The 18803-nt window shown below is 71.7% G+C and carries 19 protein-coding genes; 7 read left to right on the top strand and 12 right to left on the bottom strand.

Features of this window, described 5'->3' with window-relative positions; all coding sequences use genetic code 11:
- Positions 1-462 precede the first annotated feature (462 nt).
- The 4 genes from ACGF4C_RS23960 to galT all read right to left on the bottom strand — a co-directional run bounded on the left by ACGF4C_RS23960 (position 463) and on the right by galT (position 4727).
- The gene (locus tag ACGF4C_RS23960; RefSeq protein WP_393568854.1) at positions 463-1221 is read right to left on the bottom strand and encodes a LuxR C-terminal-related transcriptional regulator; all 759 of its coding nucleotides are present in this window, start codon (positions 1219-1221) and stop codon (positions 463-465) included.
- Positions 1222-1492: 271 nt separating this feature from the next.
- Positions 1493-2689 carry a galactokinase gene (galK, locus tag ACGF4C_RS23955; RefSeq protein ID WP_393568853.1) on the bottom strand — a complete coding sequence of 399 codons (1197 nt, stop codon included), beginning with the start codon at positions 2687-2689 and terminating at the stop codon, positions 1493-1495.
- A gap of 23 nt (positions 2690-2712) precedes the next feature.
- Positions 2713-3678 carry a UDP-glucose 4-epimerase GalE gene (galE, locus tag ACGF4C_RS23950; RefSeq protein ID WP_393568852.1) on the bottom strand — a complete coding sequence of 322 codons (966 nt, stop codon included), beginning with the start codon at positions 3676-3678 and terminating at the stop codon, positions 2713-2715.
- The gene (gene galT, locus ACGF4C_RS23945; RefSeq protein WP_393568851.1) at positions 3675-4727 is read right to left on the bottom strand and encodes a galactose-1-phosphate uridylyltransferase; all 1053 of its coding nucleotides are present in this window, start codon (positions 4725-4727) and stop codon (positions 3675-3677) included. Before galT ends, galE begins: the two co-directional genes overlap by 4 nt.
- A gap of 252 nt (positions 4728-4979) precedes the next feature.
- On the opposite strand from galT, the gene ACGF4C_RS23940 reads away from it, so the two are divergent.
- Positions 4980-6650: a sodium:solute symporter family protein gene (locus tag ACGF4C_RS23940; protein WP_393568850.1), complete on the top strand. Its 1671-nt coding sequence runs from the start codon at positions 4980-4982 to the stop codon at positions 6648-6650.
- 32 nt (positions 6651-6682) lie between these two features.
- On the top strand, positions 6683-6991 hold the full coding sequence (locus tag ACGF4C_RS23935; protein ID WP_393568849.1) for a hypothetical protein: 309 nt from the start codon (positions 6683-6685) through the stop codon (positions 6989-6991).
- Between the two features lie 19 nt (positions 6992-7010).
- Here the strand turns inward: ACGF4C_RS23935 and ACGF4C_RS23930 are convergent, their stop codons facing one another.
- Complete coding sequence (locus ACGF4C_RS23930; RefSeq protein ID WP_393568848.1) at positions 7011-7760, bottom strand: response regulator transcription factor; 750 nt, start codon at positions 7758-7760, stop codon at positions 7011-7013.
- Between the two features lie 398 nt (positions 7761-8158).
- On the opposite strand from ACGF4C_RS23930, the gene ACGF4C_RS23925 reads away from it, so the two are divergent.
- Positions 8159-9106: a hypothetical protein gene (locus tag ACGF4C_RS23925; protein WP_393568847.1), complete on the top strand. Its 948-nt coding sequence runs from the start codon at positions 8159-8161 to the stop codon at positions 9104-9106.
- A 250-nt stretch (positions 9107-9356) separates the two neighbouring features.
- On the opposite strand, the gene ACGF4C_RS23920 is transcribed toward ACGF4C_RS23925, so the two are convergent.
- Positions 9357-11156, bottom strand: coding sequence for an ABC-F family ATP-binding cassette domain-containing protein (locus ACGF4C_RS23920; RefSeq protein ID WP_393568846.1), 1800 nt, complete (start codon positions 11154-11156; stop codon positions 9357-9359).
- Positions 11157-11331: 175 nt separating this feature from the next.
- Entirely contained in the window at positions 11332-11625 is a 294-nt protein-coding gene (locus ACGF4C_RS23915; RefSeq protein WP_393568845.1) for a hypothetical protein, read from the bottom strand.
- 145 nt (positions 11626-11770) lie between these two features.
- Between ACGF4C_RS23915 and ACGF4C_RS23910 the strand changes: the two genes are divergently transcribed.
- Positions 11771-12520, top strand: coding sequence for an alpha/beta hydrolase (locus tag ACGF4C_RS23910; RefSeq protein ID WP_393568844.1), 750 nt, complete (start codon positions 11771-11773; stop codon positions 12518-12520).
- A gap of 386 nt (positions 12521-12906) precedes the next feature.
- On the opposite strand, the gene ACGF4C_RS23905 is transcribed toward ACGF4C_RS23910, so the two are convergent.
- Positions 12907-13125 carry a hypothetical protein gene (locus tag ACGF4C_RS23905; protein WP_393568843.1) on the bottom strand — a complete coding sequence of 73 codons (219 nt, stop codon included), beginning with the start codon at positions 13123-13125 and terminating at the stop codon, positions 12907-12909.
- A 240-nt stretch (positions 13126-13365) separates the two neighbouring features.
- Here ACGF4C_RS23905 and ACGF4C_RS23900 point away from each other — a divergent pair, with 240 nt between their 5' ends.
- Genes ACGF4C_RS23900 through ACGF4C_RS23890 form a run of 3 tightly spaced genes read left to right on the top strand, consistent with a single transcriptional unit; the run spans position 13366 to position 14657 of the window.
- Positions 13366-14220, top strand: a complete 855-nt coding sequence (locus tag ACGF4C_RS23900) for a helix-turn-helix domain-containing protein (RefSeq protein WP_393568842.1) — start codon at positions 13366-13368, stop codon at positions 14218-14220.
- Positions 14221-14230: 10 nt separating this feature from the next.
- Positions 14231-14428, top strand: a complete 198-nt coding sequence (locus ACGF4C_RS23895) for a DUF397 domain-containing protein (RefSeq protein WP_362140013.1) — start codon at positions 14231-14233, stop codon at positions 14426-14428.
- 10 nt (positions 14429-14438) lie between these two features.
- Positions 14439-14657 carry a DUF397 domain-containing protein gene (locus ACGF4C_RS23890; RefSeq protein WP_393568841.1) on the top strand — a complete coding sequence of 73 codons (219 nt, stop codon included), beginning with the start codon at positions 14439-14441 and terminating at the stop codon, positions 14655-14657.
- Between the two features lie 176 nt (positions 14658-14833).
- On the opposite strand, the gene ACGF4C_RS23885 is transcribed toward ACGF4C_RS23890, so the two are convergent.
- The 4 genes from ACGF4C_RS23885 to ACGF4C_RS23870 form a co-directional block, all read right to left on the bottom strand.
- Entirely contained in the window at positions 14834-15733 is a 900-nt protein-coding gene (locus ACGF4C_RS23885) for a 4-(cytidine 5'-diphospho)-2-C-methyl-D-erythritol kinase (RefSeq protein ID WP_393568840.1), read from the bottom strand.
- On the bottom strand, positions 15730-16608 hold the full coding sequence (gene rsmA / locus ACGF4C_RS23880; RefSeq protein WP_393568839.1) for a 16S rRNA (adenine(1518)-N(6)/adenine(1519)-N(6))-dimethyltransferase RsmA: 879 nt from the start codon (positions 16606-16608) through the stop codon (positions 15730-15732). The genes ACGF4C_RS23885 and rsmA overlap by 4 nt, the downstream gene beginning before the upstream one ends.
- Positions 16605-17774 carry a ubiquitin-like domain-containing protein gene (locus ACGF4C_RS23875; RefSeq protein WP_393568838.1) on the bottom strand — a complete coding sequence of 390 codons (1170 nt, stop codon included), beginning with the start codon at positions 17772-17774 and terminating at the stop codon, positions 16605-16607. The genes rsmA and ACGF4C_RS23875 overlap by 4 nt, the downstream gene beginning before the upstream one ends.
- Positions 17775-17903: 129 nt before the next feature.
- Entirely contained in the window at positions 17904-18779 is an 876-nt protein-coding gene (locus ACGF4C_RS23870; protein WP_393568837.1) for a TatD family hydrolase, read from the bottom strand.
- Between the last annotated feature and the right edge of the window lie 24 nt (positions 18780-18803).

The raw sequence follows: 18803 nt of genomic DNA, 5'->3' as shown, positions 1-18803 counted from the left end.
GGCCCCTCCGGCCCGTCCCCTCCCGTTGGGGAAGGGGAATGCGGTGGGTGGGGGCGGGCGTTGGGGGTACAAGGGGGCTTGCGGACCCGTAGGGGTGGGTCGAACAGAACCCGTAAGGGTCGTGAGGGCCCCCTGCGGGGCCACAACTCGACAGGCGAGGCGCGGTATTCCCGCTGACCGGCGACGTCAGGTGTATGCGGTACGACGCGCGCCCCCACTCACCCGCACACTCCCCCAACGGGAGGAGACGGGCCGGAGGGGCCTTGTTCGTGGACGTAAAGCGTCAGCAGTCCACGAACAAGGCCCCGGAGGCCCGTCACCGCACCCGACACCCACCCAGCCCGCCGCAGGCGCAACGGCGAGACGACCCGCGGCGCCGCAGACAGCTACGTACGCGGCGCCGCAAAGCACAACGGCGAGCAACACCCGCGGCGGGAAAGCCAGGTACGTGGGCAGAAACGCCTAAGGCACGGCCGTAGCCGCCTCCAGTTCCACCGGGCCTACGCCCGCCCGGCGGGCCAAGGCCACCGCGGCGAGGGTTGAGTGGACGCCCAGCTTGCCGAGGACGTTCTGCATGTGGGTGCGGACCGTGTGCGGGGAGAGGAACAGCCGCTCGGCGACGGCCTTGCGGCCCAGGCCGGCCACCATGCAGCGGAGCACCTCGCGTTCGCGCGGGGTGAGCGACTCGACCAGGCGCTCGCTCTCCGAACGGTGTTTGCGGGCGGCCGTCAGCTCGCGCAGCACACCGGTGAGCAGCGCCGGCGGCAGATGCGTTTCGTCACGCAGCACGCCGCGGATCACGGCGAGCAGCCGGGACAGCGAGCAGTCCTTGGCGACCCAGCCGGACGCGCCGGCCTGCAGGGCGGCGGCCGCCCGGCGCGGGTCGTCGCGGTCGGCGACGACGACCGTACGCAGGTACGGGTGGCTGGTGCGCAGGCCGGAGACCAGCGCGATGCCGTCCCGCGGGCAGCTGCGCGGGACGACCGGCTCGCGGGCCGTGCCCTGTGCCGGCACCGCGAGCAGCGGCGCGGCCAGGTCGGCGTCGGCGAGCAGCACGTCGAAGCGGCGGCCGTCGGTGACCGCCCGGTCGAGGTTGCGCAGGGCGGCCGGGGCGCTGCCCGCGGCCGCGACGTCCACGTCCTGCTCCGCGGCGAGCGCGGCTGCCAGGGATTCGGCGAAGATGCGGTGGTCGTCGACCACCAGAACCCGGATGCGTTGCACAGAGACCCCCTGTCTCGGTGAACGGACCATAGCGGGCACGACGCCCGGATTGAAGATCGCCTCGGTCGCACGGCCGCCGCCGTGCCGACATGACTACCCCCACCCCAGGCGCCGTACCCGAACGGTCTCGCCCCCTGATCAGCACCGGCCCCCACCGGTGCAGGATCTCAGAGTACGGACGGGCCGCGGCGAGGGAAGGTGAATGGCCAAACTGCTGCCGCACCCCGTCCATTTGGCGACGCTCCGATGGCCGCACGCCGCCGGTCGCGCCCTACTGGAGCCGGTGTGCTCCGGCGCTGGGCACGGCTTCGAAGATCCGCGGTTCGAGGTGGCCGGCGGCCGCGAAGGCCGTGGTGATCGCCGTGCCGACCTCGGTGGCGGCCGGTTCCTCGACGAGGACGATGGCCGAGCCGCCGAAGCCGCCGCCGGTCATCCGGGCCCCGAGGGCGCCCGCGGCGAGGGCGGTGTCGACGGCGAGGTCGAGTTCCGGGCAGGAGATCGCGAAGTCGTCGCGGAGCGAGGCGTGGCCGGCGGTCAGCAGTGGGCCGATGGCGCGGGTTCGGCCGGCGTCCAGGCAGGCGATGACGTCTTCGACCCGCTGGTTCTCGGTGACGATGTGGCGGACCAGGGCCTGGACGGCCGGGTCGTCGGCGAGCTGGGTGAGGGCCTTGGAGAGGTGTGTGAAGGGCACGTCGCGCAGGGCCCGTACCCCGAGCGCCCGCGCACCGCGCTCGCAGCCGGCGCGCCGCTCCGCGTACGCGCCGTCGCCCAGCTCGTGCTTCACGCGGGTGTCGACGACCAGCAGCCGCAGCCCCTCCCCGGCGAGGTCGAACGGCACCTGGCGGTGGGTCAGGTCGCGGGTGTCGAGGAACAGCGCGTGGCCTTCGGTGCAGCAGGCCGCGGCGGTCTGGTCCATGATCCCGCAGGGCACGCCGACGAAGGCGTTCTCGGCCCGCTGGGCGATCCGGGCCAGCCGCTGGGCGTCCAGGCCGAGGGCGTAGAGGTCGTTGAGGGCGAGGGCGGTGGCGACCTCCAGGGCGGCGGAGGAGGACAGTCCGGCGCCGGTGGGCACGGTGCTGTCGTAGTGCAGGTCCGCGCCTCCGACGGGCAGTCCGGCCTCCCGCATGGCCCACACGATGCCGGCCGGGTAGGCGGCCCAGCCTCCCTGGGGGGTGAGGCGCAGGGTGTCGGTGCGGAGTTCGACGATGCCGCCGTCGGCGTCGCCGGAGTGCAGCCGCAGCACCCCGTCGGTGCGGGGTGCGGCGGCGGCGAGGGTGGTGTGCGGGAGTGCCAGCGGCAGTACGAAGCCGTCGTTGTAGTCGGTGTGTTCACCGATCAGGTTGACCCGGCCGGGCGCCGCCCAGATTCCCGTGGGGGCGGCGCCGTACACCGCGGTGAAGCGGTCCGCGGTGTGCCGGGCGCCGTGCGGGCGCCCGGTGGTCGGGGTGGCGGCTGGGTGACCTGCCATCAGGACTCCTTCGTCCGGTGCGGCTAGCTGGTGTGGTCGAGGCTCTGCGCGAACGCCCAGGCGTCGGCGACGATGCCCGCGAGGTCGGCGCGGCGAGGCTGCCAGCCGAGGCGGTCGGCGGCGGTCCTGGCGGAGGCCACCAGGACGGCCGGGTCGCCGCCGCGGCGCGGGGCGGTGACCTCGGGGATGGGGTGGCCGGTGACCTTGCGGACGGTCTCGATGACCTCGCGGACGGAGAAGCCGTTGCCGTTGCCGAGGTTGCAGATCAGGTGCTCGCCGGCGGTGGCCGCGCCCAGGGCCAGCAGATGGGCGTCGGCCAGGTCGGCGACGTGGATGTAGTCGCGGACGCAGGTGCCGTCGGGGGTGGGGTAGTCGTCGCCGAAGACGGAGATCGCCTCGCGCCGGCCCTGGGCGACCTGGAGGACGAGCGGGATGAGGTGCGATTCGGGGTCGTGGCGCTCGCCGCAGCTGCCGTAGGCGCCGGCGACGTTGAAGTAGCGCAGGGAGACCGCGGCCAGGCCGTGGGCGGTGGCCTCGCCGCTGATCATGTGGTCGACGGCGAGCTTGCTGGCGCCGTAGGGGGAGGTGGGGGCGGTCGGGTCGGTCTCGGTGATGGGGGTGTTCACCGGCTCGCCGTAGGTGGCGGCGGTGGAGGAGAAGACCAGCTTGCGCACGCCCGCGGTGCGCATCGCGGCCAGCAGTGCCATGGTGCCGCCGACGTTGTTGTCCCAGTACTTCTCGGGCTTGACGACGGACTCGCCGACCTGGGAGAACGCGGCGAAGTGCAGGACCGCTTCGTAGGAGGGGTCCAGCCACTTGCCGGCGTCGCGGATGTCGCCCTCGATGAAGTCGGCGCCGGCGGGGACGCCGGCCCGGAAGCCGGTGGAGAGGTTGTCGAGCACGGTCACGGTGTGGCCGGCCTCCAGCAGGTGCTGGGCCACCACACTTCCGACATAACCCGCCCCGCCCGTCACCAGGTACTTGCTCATGGCTTGCTCGCTACCTCTCGCAGTCGCTCGGCCGCGGCTTCCGGCGGCACGTCGTTGATGAACACGTTCATGCCGGATTCGGAACCCGCGAGGAACTTCAGCTTGCCGGAAGTCCGGCGAATGGTGAAAAGCTCAAGGTGGAGGGCGAAGTCCGCGCGCTGTGCGGTGTGGTGCGGTGCCTGGTGCCAGGCGGCGATGTAGGGGGTCGGCGGGGCGCCGGCGCCGGTGTCGAAGATCCGGTCGAAGCGCCGCAGGAGCTCCAGGTAGAGCCGCGGGAATTCGGCGCGGGCGGCGTCGTCGAGGGCGAGCAGGTCGGGGGCCCGGCGCTTGGGGTAGAGGTGCACCTCGTAGGGCCAGTGGGCGGCGTACGGGACGAAGGCCGTCCAGTGGTCGCCGTCGAGGACGATGCGGCGGCCGTCGGTGCGTTCGTCGTCGAGGACGTCGTCGAAGAGGTTGCGGCCGGTGGCCCGGCGGTGGGCGGCGAGGGAGGCCAGCATGCGTTCGGTGCGGGGCGTGACGAAGGGGTAGGCGTAGATCTGGCCGTGCGGGTGGCCGAGGGTGACGCCGATCTCCGCGCCGCGGTTCTCGAAGCAGAAGACCTGCTCGACGCCGGGGAGTTGGGAGAGTTCGGCGGTGCGGTCGGTCCAGGCGGCGAGGACCAGGGCGGCCTGGTCCTCGGTGAGGTCGGCGAACGAGGCGTCGTGGTCGGGGGTGAAGCAGACGACCTCGCAGCGGCCGCGGTCCCCGGCGAGGGAGGGGAAGCGGTTCTCGAAGACGGCGACGTCGTAGTCGGCGGCCGGGATCTCGGAGTGCCGGCCTCCTCGGGAGGGGCACAGCGGGCATTCGTCGGCCGGCGGGTGGTAGGTGCGGGCCTGGCGGTGCGAGGCGATGGCGACGTGGTCACCGAGGAGGCGGTCGGTGCGGATCTCGGCGGCGGTGGCGACCGGGTCGAGGGGGCGCCGGTCGACGGCGTCGCGTACGACGTCGTCGCGCGAGTCGTAGTAGATCAGCTCCCGGCCGTCCGCGAGCCGCGTCGTCGTCTTCTTCACCCCGGGGGCTCCTCACCTCACCGACCAAACACAAACAAACACAATGAAGCACAAGCAAACAGTTGCGTCAACGTCGGACCAGGCCGTCGCAGACGTGGGGGCAGCGCGGGGCCGGACCGGGCATATGCCCCTGCCTCATCACGATCCAACAACTGAAACGAACAAAAGTGTTCAGTTTCTGACCGTCCGCGCGTAGCTTTCTGTGCGTTCCGACCGCCCGCACCGCCCGCACGCAAAGAAGCGAGCTACGACATGATCAATTTGGCCGAAGGGCTACGGCTGCCCACCAACGGGCTGGACTACACGATCCTGGCCCTCTACTTCGTCGTCGTCCTCGGCATCGGCTTCGCGGCCAGGCGCAGCGTGAGGACGAGCCTGGACTTCTTCCTCTCCGGGCGGTCCCTGCCCGCCTGGGTCACCGGCCTGGCGTTCGTCGCCGCCAACCTCGGCGCCACCGAGATCCTCGGGATGGCCGCCAACGGCGCGCAGTACGGCGCCTACACCGTCCACTGGTACTGGATCGGCGCCATCCCGGCGATGGTCTTCCTCGGCCTGGTGATGATGCCGTTCTACTACGGCTCCAAGGTGCGCTCGGTGCCGGAATTCCTGCTGCACCGCTTCGGCCCGTCCTCGCACCTGCTGTCGTCGGTCATCTTCGCGGTCTCGTCCGTGCTCATCGCGGGCGTCAACCTCTACGCGATGGCGATCGTGCTGCAGGCGCTGCTCGGCTGGCCGCAGTGGGTGGCGATCGTCGTCGCAGGCTTCTTCGTGCTGGCGTACATCACCATCGGCGGGCTGTCCTCGGCGATCTACAACGAGTTGCTGCAGTTCTTCGTCATCCTCGCCGCGCTGATCCCGCTGACCGTCGTCGGCCTCAAGCGCGTCGGCGGCTGGCACGGCCTGACCGACTCGCTGAGCTCCTCGCACGGCGATGCGTTCCTGACCGCCTGGAAGGGCACCGGCATCGGCGAGGGCAACCCGCTGGGTGCCAACTGGCTGACCATCGTCCTCGGTCTCGGCTTCGTGATGAGCTTCGGCTACTGGACCACCAACTTCGCCGAGGTGCAGCGCGCGCTGTCCGCGAAGAACCTCTCGGCCGCCAAGCGCACCCCGCTGATCGCCGCCTTCCCGAAGATCTTCATACCCATGGTCGTGGTCGTGCCCGGCCTGATCGCGCTGGTCATGGAGCCGACGCTGGGCAAGAGCAAGGACGGGCTGCAGTACAACGACGCGATCCCGGTCCTGATGCGCGACCTGCTGCCCAACGGCGTCCTCGGCATCGCCGTCACCGGCCTGCTCGCCGCCTTCATGGCCGGTATGGCCGCCAACGTGTCGTCCTTCAACACGGTCTTCACCAACGACATCTGGGCCGCGTACCTCAAGAAGGGCCGCGAGGACGCGTACTACCTCAGGACGGGCCGGGTGGTCACCGCGGTCGGCGTGCTGATCGGCATGGGCACCGCCTTCATCGCCTCGTCCTTCAGCAACATCATGAACTACCTGCAGACGCTGTTCTCCTTCTTCAACGTCCCGCTGTTCGTGGTGTTCATCATCGGCATGTTCTGGAAGCGGACCAGCGCCGCGGCCGGCTTCTGGGGGCTGCTGTCCGGCACCGCCGCCGCCATGGTCAACTACTTCGGCCTCTACAAGCAGGGCATCATCACCATCCCCTCGGACCAGGGCGCCAACTTCGTCTCGTCGATCGTCGCGTTCGTCGTCGGCGCGCTGGTGATGGTCGTGGTCACGATGGTCACCAAGCCCAAGTCCCCCGAGTCCCTGGCCGGACTGGTCTACGGCACGCGGTCCCCCGGCATGGAGGAGCTGCCCGCCGAGGGCGACGACGCCTGGTACCGCCGCCCGGCCCTGCTGGGCTGGGGCGCCGTCGTCCTGGCCGCCGTCTGCTACGTCCCGTTCTCCTTCTGAACACCGGCCCCGAACAGCGGAGTTGACCCACCATGAGTGACTACCAGCACGAGGTCGAGGAGCTGGAGCGCGAATCGGCGACCGCCGCCCGGCTCTTCGATGTACGGCGCATCATCGGCGGCCTGTTCGTCGTCTACGGCGTGATCGTCACGATCGCCGGAATCACCGCCTCCGACGCGGACCTCAAGAAGGCCCAGGACATCAACATCAACCTCTGGACGGGCCTCGGCATGCTCGTCCTCGGCCTGTTCTTCCTGGTCTGGCTGAAGCTGCGGCCGACCGTGCCGCCCACGACCGAGGAGCTCCGGGCCGCAGCCGACGACGGGCCCGCCGGGGGCTGACCGGCGCCGGCCCCGGCTTCTACCCCTGCGGCGGGGACGGCTCGTCCGTCTCCGCCGCCACCGTCCCGGCCGCCGCCCTCCCCGCCGCCGTCCCTGCCGGCCGCCCGCGGCCCGCCCGGTCCAGCAGCCCGGTACGCGCCGCCAGCGCGGCCGCCTCCAGCCGGGAGCCGACCTCCAGCTTCATCAGCACCCGCTGCACATGCGTGCGCGCGGTGCTCGGCGCGATCTCCATCCCGGCCGCGATCAGCCGGGTGTCCTCGCCGTCCGCGACCCGCATCAGGACCTCGACCTCGCGCGGGGTGAGCAACTCCAGCAGCCGCGCGCCCTCGTCGTCCGGCTGCGCCGCCGGGTGCAGCAACTCCTCGAACGCCTGCTGCAACAGCTGCGGCGAGACCGCCGACTCCCCCGCCCGGGCCTTCATCATGGCCCGTTCGACGCCCTCGATCCGCTCGTCGTTGCGGACGTACCCGGACGCCCCGGCCGCGAACGCAGCGGCGATCCCGCGCGGGCTGGGCACCGGACCCAGCACCACCACCGCCACCTGCGGCCGCTCCTTCTTGATCCGTACGACCGGGTCGAAGGTGCCCGGCTGGGCGGGCGCCGCGGTCCCCAGCAGGCACACCTCGGGCGCCCGGCTCACCACCAGCTCCGCGGCCCCGGCACTCGGCGCGGCGGCCGCCAGCACCCGGTGCCCGCGCAGTTTCAGCGCCGAGGCGAGCGCCTCCGCGAGCAGCCGGTGATCGTCGACCACCATGAGCCGCACGCCCATAGAGCAACCCCCTCCCTCCGCGCGGCCCCGGCGCGCCCCGGCCGGGCCGTTCGTCCCCGGGAAGCTACACGCTCGACTGCCGACGCGCGCCCCCTACCGGGCAGAAGCCCCCCGGAATGCTGGAATCCCGGCCATTCGGGGCCGATTGCCGCCGGAACGAGACGCTCCACCGGTGCCCGGCCTGCGCGAGGAACGCCCCGGGGCCGGTGTCGGTGTCGGTCCCGGAGCGTGTGCCAGGGCCGGTCCCGGAGCCTGTGCCAGGGCCGGTGTCGGAGCCGGTGTCGGTGCCGTGTGCCACAGTTGACGGCAGCAGGCGGGGGACGGGACGACCGGCTCCATGCGGTGCACACGGCGCGGTTCGATGCCGGGGTGGGGCGAGACGTGAGCGAAGGAAGGCCATGAGTACACCGCAGCAGCCGCACAACGGCTTCGGGGGCGCGCCGGGTTACGGAACGCCGCCGGCGGGTCCGCCCGGCGGATACCCGCAGCAGATACCGGGCGGTCAGGTTCCGGGCGGTCAGGTTCCCGGTGGTCAGGTTCCCGGTGGTCAGATACCGCCGCCCCCGGGGCCGTACGCGCCGCAGGGGCCCTATGACGCCCCCGCACAGGGGCCGTACGGGGCGCCGCCGCAGCCTCCTTACGGGGTGCCGCCGCAGGGCTACCCCGGTTACGGCGGGCCCGGAATGATGCCGCCGCCGGTCCCACCCCGCAACAAGAGCCGAAAGGTGGGGGGAATCATCGGCGCGATCGTCGGTGTGCTGGTGGTCGGGAGCATCGCGTCGACCGTGGCGCTCCGCGGGGGCGGCTCGGGCGGTTCCGGCGGTTCGGGTGGTTCAGGCGGGCCGAAGTACCGGATCACGGTGCCGCAGACGCTGGCGGGCGGGGAGTACAAGCTCGCCAAGGACATCTCCCAGCAGGCCGACGGCTCGGTGCCGAACGACGGGGCCAACGAACACGGCATGAAGACGGTCGCCGGGCAGTACGCCAGCGGGACCAAGTCCCTGGTGATGCTGGGGATGTACGGCTCCATAGACGACCCGGAGACGACCGTCGAGCACGCCATCCAGGGGATGACGCGCGACGGGAAGACGGTCGTCGCGGTGGCGGAGAAGAAGTTCACGCCGAGCGGCGGCGGGGACCCGCTGACCTGCGGCGTGGACGTGCGCACGGAGATGGGGCAGAAGGTCACGCTGACGTTCTGCATAGGGGCCGACTCCAGCACGTCCATGAACGTCGCCGAGACCGATGCCGCGGACCTGTCGAAGGATCCCCAGTCCATCGACCTGCAGAAGTTCGCGGACCAGGCGGGCAAGATCCGCAACGAGGTCCGCAAGCCGCTGGCCTGAGTCCGTTGAGCTGAGTCCGCTGGTCTGAACTGAAGCCGTTGGGCTGAAGCCGTTGGGCTGAAGCCGTTGGGCTGAGGTCCTTGGGCGGTGGGGGCCGTACGCCGTGGGGGTTGTGCTCCGCGGGGACCGTACGCCGTGGGCCCGTACGCCGTGGGCGCGGGAATATCTCCCGCCCCCACTCCGTTGATGGGCCCACAGGGGGGCCTCACGACCCTTAGGGGATCTGTTCGACCATCCCCTAGGTACCCTCCTACGCGTCCTCCGCCAGCTCCAGCCAGCGCATCTCCAACTCATCCCGCTCGGCGGACAGTTCGCGCAGCTGGGCGTCGAGGCCGGCGACCTTTTCGAAGTCGGTGGCGTGCTCGGCGATCTGGGCGTGCAGCTTCGCCTCCTTGTCGCCGATCTTGTCCAGCTGGCGCTCGATCTTCTGGAGCTCCTTCTGGGCCGCGCGGTTGATCGCGGCGGTCTTCTTCGGCGCCTCGGCCGGCTGCGCGGGGGCCGGGGTGGCGGCCTCGATGACCTTCTGGCGGCGCTCCAGGTACTCGTCCAGGCCGCGCGGCAGCATCCGCAGCGTGGCGTCGCCGAGCAGCGCGAGGACCCGGTCGGTGGTGCGCTCGATGAAGTACCGGTCGTGGCTGATGACGATCAGCGAGCCGGGCCAGCCGTCGAGCAGGTCCTCCAGCTGCGTCAGCGTCTCGATGTCCAGGTCGTTGGTCGGCTCGTCGAGGAAGAGGACGTTGGGCTCGTCCATCAGCAGCCGCAGGATCTGCAGCCGGCGGCGCTCACCGCCGGACAGGTCGCCGACCGGCGTCCACTGCTTCTCCTTCGTGAAGCCGAACTTCTCGCAGAGCTGGCCGGCGGTCATCTCCCGGCCCTTGCCCAGGTCGACGCGTTCCCGGACCCGCTGGACGGCCTCCAGCACCCGCCAGTCCGGGTCGAGTTCGGCGACCTCCTGCGAGAGGTAGGCCAGTTTCACGGTCTTGCCGACGGCGATCCGGCCGCCGACCGGCTGCGCCTCGCCCTCCGTACGGGCCGCCTCGGCAAGCGCCCGCAGCAGCGAGGTCTTGCCCGCGCCGTTGACGCCGACCAGGCCGATCCGGTCACCGGGGCCCAGCTGCCAGGTCAGGTGCTTGAGCAGCACCTTCGGGCCGGCCTGGACGGTCACGTCCTCCAGGTCGAAGACGGTCTTGCCCAGCCGGGAGTTGGCGAACTTCATCAGCTCGGCGCTGTCCCGCGGCGGCGGCACGTCCGCGATCAGCTCGTTGGCGGCCTCGATGCGGAAGCGCGGCTTGCTGGTACGGGCCGGGGCGCCGCGGCGCAGCCACGCCAGCTCCTTGCGCATCAGGTTCTGCCGCTTGGCCTCCTCGCTGGCCGCGATCCGCTCCCGCTCGGCGCGGGCGAAGACGTAGTCGCTGTAGCCGCCCTCGTACTCGTGCACATCGCCGCGCTGCACGTCCCACATGCGGGTGCAGACCTGGTCGAGGAACCAGCGGTCGTGGGTGACGACGACCAGCGCCGAGCGCCGGGCCTGCAGGTGCCGGGCCAGCCAGGAGATGCCCTCGACGTCGAGGTGGTTGGTGGGCTCGTCGAGGACGATCAGATCCTGCTCGGCGATCAGCAGCTTGGCGAGCGCGATCCGCCGCCGCTCGCCGCCGGACAGCGGCCCGATGACGGTGTCCAGACCGTGGGTGAAACCGGGCAGGTGCAGATCGCCGAAGAGGCCGGTCAGCACATCGCGGATCTTGGCGTTGCCGGCCCACTCGTGGTCGGCGAGGTCGCCGATGACCTCGTGCCGGATGGTGGCGGCCGGGTCCAGCGAGTCGTGCTGGGACAGTACGCCGAGCCGCAGCCCGCCGGAGTGCGTGACCCGGCCGTCGTCGGCGCCCTCCAGCTTGGCCAGGATCCGGATGAGGGTCGTCTTGCCGTCGCCGTTGCGCCCGACGACGCCGATCCGTTCCCCCTCGTTGACGCCGAGGGAAACACCGTCGAGCAGGGCACGGGTCCCGTAGACCTTGCCGACGGCTTCCAGATTGACGAGGTTGACGGCCATCTCACTCCTGCGCTTCCCACGATGCGCTTCACATCGATCGACCTTCCCAGCGTAGTCGGCCTCCGGAAGCACCCCGACGGGGAAAGCGGCTGAGGGGCCGCGGCCCATGTGCCGCTGGTGATCATCGGCGATCGTCGGTGCTTGAGACGGAGCTCCGCGGCCGGAGACGGCGGGATCACCACAGCAGAACGGCGACCACCAGCCAGCCGGGCACGGCGAGGAGAAACCCGGCGACCGCGAGGCCCACGCCGCGCTGCCCCGTTTTGAGGGTCTGCACACCGGCGATCACGCTGCAGACCAGCGCCGGCGGTATGAAGAGGAGAAGCGACCCGAGCAGGCCGACCACGCCGAAGCCGACGAGCAGCAGCAGGGACATCAGCGACAGGACCAGAGAGGCCACCGCGAACCCGTTGTAGGTCTCCGGTCGACGCACCTGGCCGCCGGGCCAGTGGGGATGCGGCTCTGCCATGTGGTGCACTCCTGGGATACGCGGCTCAGGCCGTGCGGTGCACCGGCTCGCCCCGAGTTTTGCACAGGGCCCCGGGTCGCACGTGGCCGAGGCCGTGGAGCCGGCTGCCGGGCGCCGGCGAACCCCCGTTGGGTAGCGTCCCCACATGACCTCGGACACAGGTGTGACAGTCGAGACGGAACGCGGGCTGGTCTACGGCCCGAGCGGCAAGCAGCTGGACCTCTACCGCCCGGAGGGGGCGGCGCACCCGGCACCGGCCGTCCTGCTCTGGCACGGCATCGGCCCCGACGAACGCGACGTCCTCGAACCCCTGGCGCGCACCGCGGCGGCGCGCGGTCTGCTGGTCCTCGTACCGGACTGGCGCTCGGACGCCGCGGACGGCGGCCGGTCGCAGCTCCTGGAGTCGCTGGCCTTCGCCCGCAAGGAAGCGGGCGGGCTGGGCGGCGACGGTGAGTCCTTCGTGCTGGCCGGCTGGTCGGCGGGGGCCGGTGCCGCGCTGGGGGTCGCGCAGCGGCCCGAGGTTGCGCAGGAGTGGCGGCCGAGGGCGGTGGTGGGCGTAGCGGGCCGCTACGACTTGCCGGCCCGCACCACCGGGACCGCCCCGCTGGCCGACCTCGCCGCGGGCCGGGACCCGGCCGTCCCGGTGCACCTCGTCCACGGCAGCCGCGACCCGATCGTGGCGCCCCGATACTCCCGCGACCTTGCCGAGGCGCTGCGCGCCGCGGGCCACCCGGTGACGCTGCAGGAGCCGGACACCGACCACGCCGGCGTGATCATGACCGCCTACGACCCGACGACGGACCGCTGCGTCCCGACCAGCGATGGGGCCGCGGTGGCGGCGGGACACCTGGTGGCGGGGGTACTGGCAGCGGCGGCCGCCGACCAGTCTCAGTAGGCCCTGCAAGCCCTGCAGGCCCTGCAAGCCCTCGGGTCACCGTCGCCCGCACCCACCGGACGACCATGCGTTGAGCATCCGCACCCGCTCCGCCAGCTCCCGGCGCCTGACGTCGTGGGCCGGCGGGCTCCGCCACGGCTCCTGCCTGCCCACGTACGGCCGGACGAGGCGACTGTCCTCCCCGCACAACAGGAGCAGGCCGGGCGGCACCCGGCGCACATGCACCAGGCGGCGCCCCACCGGAACCGCCGGCGGGGCGCCAGGGACGGCGGCGTCGATGACGCACAGAACGCCGGTACCGCTGCTCCCCCGATGACCGCCCCGCCCCGGAAGTAACCAACTCAGCAGCGCTTCAAGGCGCGTTCGGAGCCATCCCGCCATGCCGTTCACCGCGCAGCCGCCTTGCGGAGAACCTCGGCGAGCTTGCGCGCGGTGACCGCGTTGCAGTTACCGAGGGCGACGAGCGGGACGGCGTAACTGCCCGCGAAGCCCGGCAGATCGACACCGAGCGAGGGCAGCGTGATGCCGTTGTCCTTGAGCGCGGTACGCAGCGCCTCGGCACTGTCGTGCACGTCGTCGGGGGTGGGGTGGTGGTGGATGGGCATACGGCTACACCTTCCTGTGCGCTGCGTTCGGTTCGGCGCACTGACGCATGGACCACCCTTGGGCGGCCCAACCGGTATGCAGACGGCGGCACTTCGGGAGGCCGCGGCGTGCGACGCGGCACTACTCGGACCGTAGGGGGCATATATGCCCCGGGGCAAGGTTGTCGCTCAGGGTTAATCAGGTTGGGTGGACCGTGGCACCGTTAGGCGCGACACTGTGCGCGGATAGGGGAAGGTGACATGCCGCCGAGGGACAACCCAACGGCCCGCCAAGCCCGACTCGGGGTCGAGCTGCGGAAGTTGCGTGAACGCGCGGGCAAGACCGCCCGAGAGGCAGCGGCGCTGGTTTCGACCGACCAAGCCAAGATCAGTCACATCGAGGCGGGCCGCGTCGGAGTCAGCGAGGACCGCATCCGCCGGCTCGCCGTCTTCTACGCCTGCGACAACGAGGCCCTCGTCGAAGCGCTGTGCGCCATGGCACGCGAGCATCGCGGCCAGCACTGGTGGGACGACTATCGCGGCATCCTCGCTCCCGGATTCCTCGATATCGCGGAGCTGGAACACCACGCCACCAGACTGCGTTACCTACAACCCGTCACGTTGCCCGGGGTCCTCCAGACCGAGGAGCACGCCCACGCCCTTTTCGCCAGCACAATTCCGCGGCTGCCCGACGACGAACTGCAGGCCCGGGTCGAGCATCGCATGAAGCGGCGGGCAATCTTGGAACGAGATGAACCACCGCATTTCGAGGCCATCGTGCACGAGGCAGCGCTGCGCATGCGCGTAGGCGGGCGAAAGGTTACGCGCGGACAGCTCGAACACCTCTTGTGCATGTCTGAGCGGCCGGGCCTCATTCTCCGTGTCATCCCATTCGCCAGCGAGGATTTCATTGACGTGACGCAGACGGTGTTGTACGCGAGTGGCATCGTTCGACAGCTCGATACCGTGCACATCGACACCCCGTTCAGCGGCCGCTACCTTGACGCAGCCGCTGACCTCGATCGCTATCGCGCCCTGCTCGACCTCGCCGAGCAGGCAGCACTCACGCCCGAACAGTCGCGAAGTTTTATTCACCACGTCGCAAAAGAACTGTGAGAGACAGACCATGAGCAGCGAACTCAGGTGGCAGAAATCGAGCTTTTCCGGGAGCAGCGAGCAGTGCCTCGAAACAGCCAGGGCTTCCGGCGAAATACTCCTTCGCGAAAGCGACGACCCCCAAGTGATCGTCAGAACCACGCCGGAGAAACTCGCCGCCTTCATCCTCGGCGTGAAGAACGGCGAGTTCGACCACTTCGTCAACTGAGGTTATCGACATGACAAACAACCGGATTGACTTGAGCACCGCCGTCTGGCGCAAGAGCAGCTACACCAACGGCGACGGCGGGGACTGCGTCGAGGTGGTCGACGGCCTCCCCGGTGTCGTCCCCGTCCGTGACTCCAAGGACCCGCACGGGCCGGCGATAGTCTTTCCCGCCGCGGCCTGGTCGTCCTTCGTCTGCGCCGTCAAGGATGCGGCGCTGCCGGGTACTTGAGACGCCGGGGCGGAGGGCAGCCGCGGCAAAGCACGGAATATCGTCGCCCCCGCAACCGGGAATATCGCCGCCCCCGCACCCGTTGTGGCCCCGCAGGGGGGCCTCGCGTCCCCTACGGGATCCGTTCGAACGCCCCCTAGGGATCCTCGCCCCTCTAGAGGCTGCCGCCCCGCCCCCTAGAGAACCGTAGCCCCCGCCGCCGGTGAGTCCGCCACCCGCACCGCCCGGCAGGTCCCCGACGCCAGCAGTGCCGCGGCCACAGCGCGGGCCGACTCGGCGTCCTTGACGAGGAACGCCGTGGTCGGGCCCGAGCCGGAGACCAGGGAGGCCAGGGCGCCGGCGGCGGTGCCGGCGGCCAGGGTGGCGGACAGGGACGGGCGCAGGGAAAGGGCCGCGGGCTGGAGGTCGTTGGTGAGGGCGGCGGCGAGGGCCGTGGCGTCACCGCTGGCGAGGGCGGCGAGCAGGGTGGGGTCGGCCTCGGGCTCGGGCACGTCCGTCCCCTCTGTCAGGCGGTCGAACTCGCCGTAGACGGCCGGGGTGGACAGTCCGCCGTCGGCGACCGCGAAGACCCAGTGGAAGGCGCCGCCGACGGGGAGGGGGGTCAGGAGCTCGCCGCGGCCGCGGCCCAGTGCCGCGCCGCCGACCAGGCTGAACGGTACGTCGCTGCCCAACTCGGCGCAGATGTCGAGGAGTTCGTCCCGGGAGGCACCGGTGGACCAGAGGGTGTCGCAGGCCAGCAGGGCGCCCGCGGCGTCGGCGCTGCCGCCGGCCATGCCGCCGGCGACCGGGATGTCCTTGGTGATGTGGAGGTGGACGTCGGGGCTGCGGCCGTAGCGGGCGGCGAGGAGTTCGGCGGCCCGGGCGGCCAGGTTCGTCCGGTCCAGCGGGATCCGGTCGACGTCGTGGCCCTCGGCGGTGATCCGCAGGGTGTCCGCGGGGGTGGCGGTGACCTCGTCGTACAGGCCGACCGCGAGGAAGACGTTCGCGAGGTCGTGGAAGCCGTCGGGGCGCGCGGCGCCGACCGCCAGCTGGACGTTGACCTTCGCGGGGACCCGTACCGTCACCGTCGTCGTCACTTGCCTGCCTCCCGGTTCTCCGCGATCCGGGCGAATTCCTCGACCGTCAGGGCCTCGCCGCGGGCCTGTGGCGAGATGCCCGCGGCGACCAGCGCGGCCTCGGCCGCGGCGGCCGAGCCGGCCCAGCCGGAGAGCGCGGCCCGCAGCGTCTTGCGGCGCTGGGCGAACGCGGCATCGACGACGGCGAAGACCTCGTCGCGGCGCGCGGAGGTCGCGACCGGCCGCTCCCGGCGGACCAGGGAGACCAGGCCGGAGTCGACGTTGGGCGCGGGCCAGAAGACGGTGCGGCCGATGGCGCCGGCCCGCTTGACCTCGGCGTACCAGTTGGCCTTGACCGACGGCACGCCGTAGACCTTGTTGCCGGGGCGGGCGGCGAGCCGGTCGGCGACCTCGGACTGGACCATGACCAGGGTGCGGTCGATGGACGGGAACGTGGCGAGCATGTGGAGCAGGACCGGGACCGCGACGTTGTAGGGGAGGTTGGCGACCAGGGCGGTGGGGGCGGGGCCGGGGAGTTCGGTGACGTGCATCGCGTCGCTGTGCACCAGCGCGAAGCGGTCGGCGCGCTCGGGCAGCCGGGCGGTGACGGTGGCCGGCAGCGCGGCCGCCAGGACGTCGTCGATCTCGACGGCGGTGACCCGGTCGGCGGCCTCCAGCAGGGCCAGGGTCAGTGACCCGAGCCCGGGGCCGATCTCGACGACGACGTCGTCGGGCCGGACATCGGCGGTCCGCACGATCCGGCGGACGGTGTTGGCGTCGATGACGAAGTTCTGGCCGCGCTGCTTGGTGGGGCGTACGCCCAGCGTCGCGGCCAGTTCGCGGATGTCGGCAGGACCCAGCAGCGGGCCGGACTCGTCGGTCGTACTCTTGCTCACCCGTGAAGCTTACGGCCGCACACCGGCCACGGGCTCGCCCCCCGGGTGATGTAGAGCTTCTTGGCACGGTAGGTCTGTTCCTCGGCGGGGGCGTCCTGGGGGCGGCCGCGGCCGCCGAGGGCGTGCCAGGTGGCGACGTCGAACTGGTAGAGGCCGCCGTAGGTGCCGGAGGAATCGACCGCGTCGGGCCGGCCGCCGGCCTCGCACCGGGCCAGTGCGTCCCAGGCGAGGTGGTCGGCGCCGCGTACGGAGAGCGGCAGTTGTTTGGTGCCGATGTGCACGATCTGCGGGCGGGGGGCCCGGACGAGCTCGGTGTGCAGCCGTTTCGGCTTTTGTCTGACGCCGTTGACGGTGCGCAGCCGGTAGGTGACCCGCCGCACGCCGGGCCGTCCCTGCTGGACGACGGCCTCGGTGCCGCGGGCCAGCTGCGGGTCGGTCCGTTTGACCGTACGGAACGGGACGGGCTCCTCGCGGACCTCCTTGCCGCCGGTGATCCGCAGCACGGAGATGGTCTGGCCCTCGCGCGGGAAGCTGTCCGGCGGTACGGAGGTGGTGTCCTGGTCGCGCAGGGCCAGCCCGGCGTCGGCGAGGGCCTCGCGGACGGTGGCGGCGTTGGTGCGGACGCGGTGTTCGCGGCCGTCGGCGACGAAGACGACGGTGCGTTCGGTGCGGACCGCGAGTTCGATGCCGTGCCGTTCGATGCGGCGGGAGCGGGAGGTGGAGAGGTAGGCGCCCTCGGCGCGCACCCCGAGCTGGTGGAGGGCGCCGGCGACGGTGTGGGCGGTGGTCCACACCTGGTGGCGCTGGCCGTCGATGGTGAGCACGACCGGCCGGCCGTGCCGGACCACGATCTCGTCGCCGCTGTGCAGGTCGGTGCCGGGGGCGGGCGCGACGATGTCGTGGTCGCCGATGCCGAGCTCTTCATCGGCGAGCAGGTCCTCGACGTCGTCGGCGAAGGTGTGCAGGGTGCGGGGGGTCCCGTCGACGCTGAGCCGGACGGCCTTGTCGTGGGCGATGAAGGCGGTGGTGCCGCCGGCGAGGAAGGCGACGACCGCGGCCCGGGGCAGCAGTCGCCGCAGGGCCTCGGGGCGTTCGGCGCGGCGTCTGCGACGGCCGCGCGCGGCGCGGTGGCTGCTGCTCTGCGGAAGACTCACGGCGCGCTCCACATGCCACGGATGCGGTTGACGGGCGGAGGCTAGCCGAGCCGCGGTCACTCTCCAAAGTCGGTCCGGTACGGAAAGTGCTCACTTCAGGGGACGCCCGGCTCGCCGTGGTGACGGCGGCGGGCGCGGTGGTCAGTAGCCGAAGGCGCGTGCCGTGTTGGCGGCGACGGCCGTCGCGAGGGTGTCCTCGGTCATTCCCTTGACGTCGGCCATCGCGCGCAGGGTGACCGGAATGAGGTAGGGGGCGTTGGCCCGTCCGCGGTACGGGGCGGGGGTGAGGAAGGGGGCGTCGGTCTCGACCAGGACGAGTTCCGGCGGGGCGACGGCGAGGGCGTCGCGCAGCGGCTGGGCGTTCTTGAAGGTGACGTTGCCGGCGAAGGACATGAAGTAGCCGGCCGCGGCGCAGGTCTTGGCCATCTCGGCGTCGCCGGAGTAGCAGTGGAAGACGGTCCGCTCGGGTGCGCCTTCCTCGCGCAGGATCCGCAGCACGTCCTCGTGGGCCTCGCGGTCGTGGATGACCAGGGCCTTGTCGTGCCGCTTGGCGATCTCGATGTGGGCGCGGAAGGAGCGCTCCTGGGCGGCCATGCCGTCGGGGCCGGTGCGGAAGTGGTCGAGGCCGGTCTCGCCGACGCCGCGGACCTGGGGCAGGGCGGCGAGCCGGTCGATCTCCGCGAGGGCCTCGTCCAGCGCGGCGTCACCGCCCGCCTCCCGAGCGCCCTGCCGCGACCAGCCATCGGGGTCGCCGAGGACGATCCGGGGTGCCTCGTTGGGGTGCAGGGCGACGGTGGCGTGCACGCTCTCGTGGGCGGCGGCCGTGTCGGCGGCCCACTGGGAGCCCTTGAGGTCGCAGCCGACCTGGACGACGGTGGTGACGCCGACGGAGGCGGCCTTGGCGAGCGCTTCCTCGGTCGTCCCCTCCTGCATGTCCAGGTGGGTGTGCGAGTCCGCGACCGCCACCCGAAGGGGTTCGGGCAGCGGCGGCGGGGTGTTCTTGTCCTGCGGTGCCATGGCCGCGATCCTACGAGGACCGCG

The organism is Streptomyces sp. NPDC048197 (assembly GCF_043202395.1).
Classification (GTDB): domain Bacteria; phylum Actinomycetota; class Actinomycetes; order Streptomycetales; family Streptomycetaceae; genus Streptomyces; species Streptomyces siderophoricus.
The sequence above is the reverse complement of the archived record's forward strand: the minus strand, read 5'-3'. Positions and strand labels throughout refer to the sequence as shown.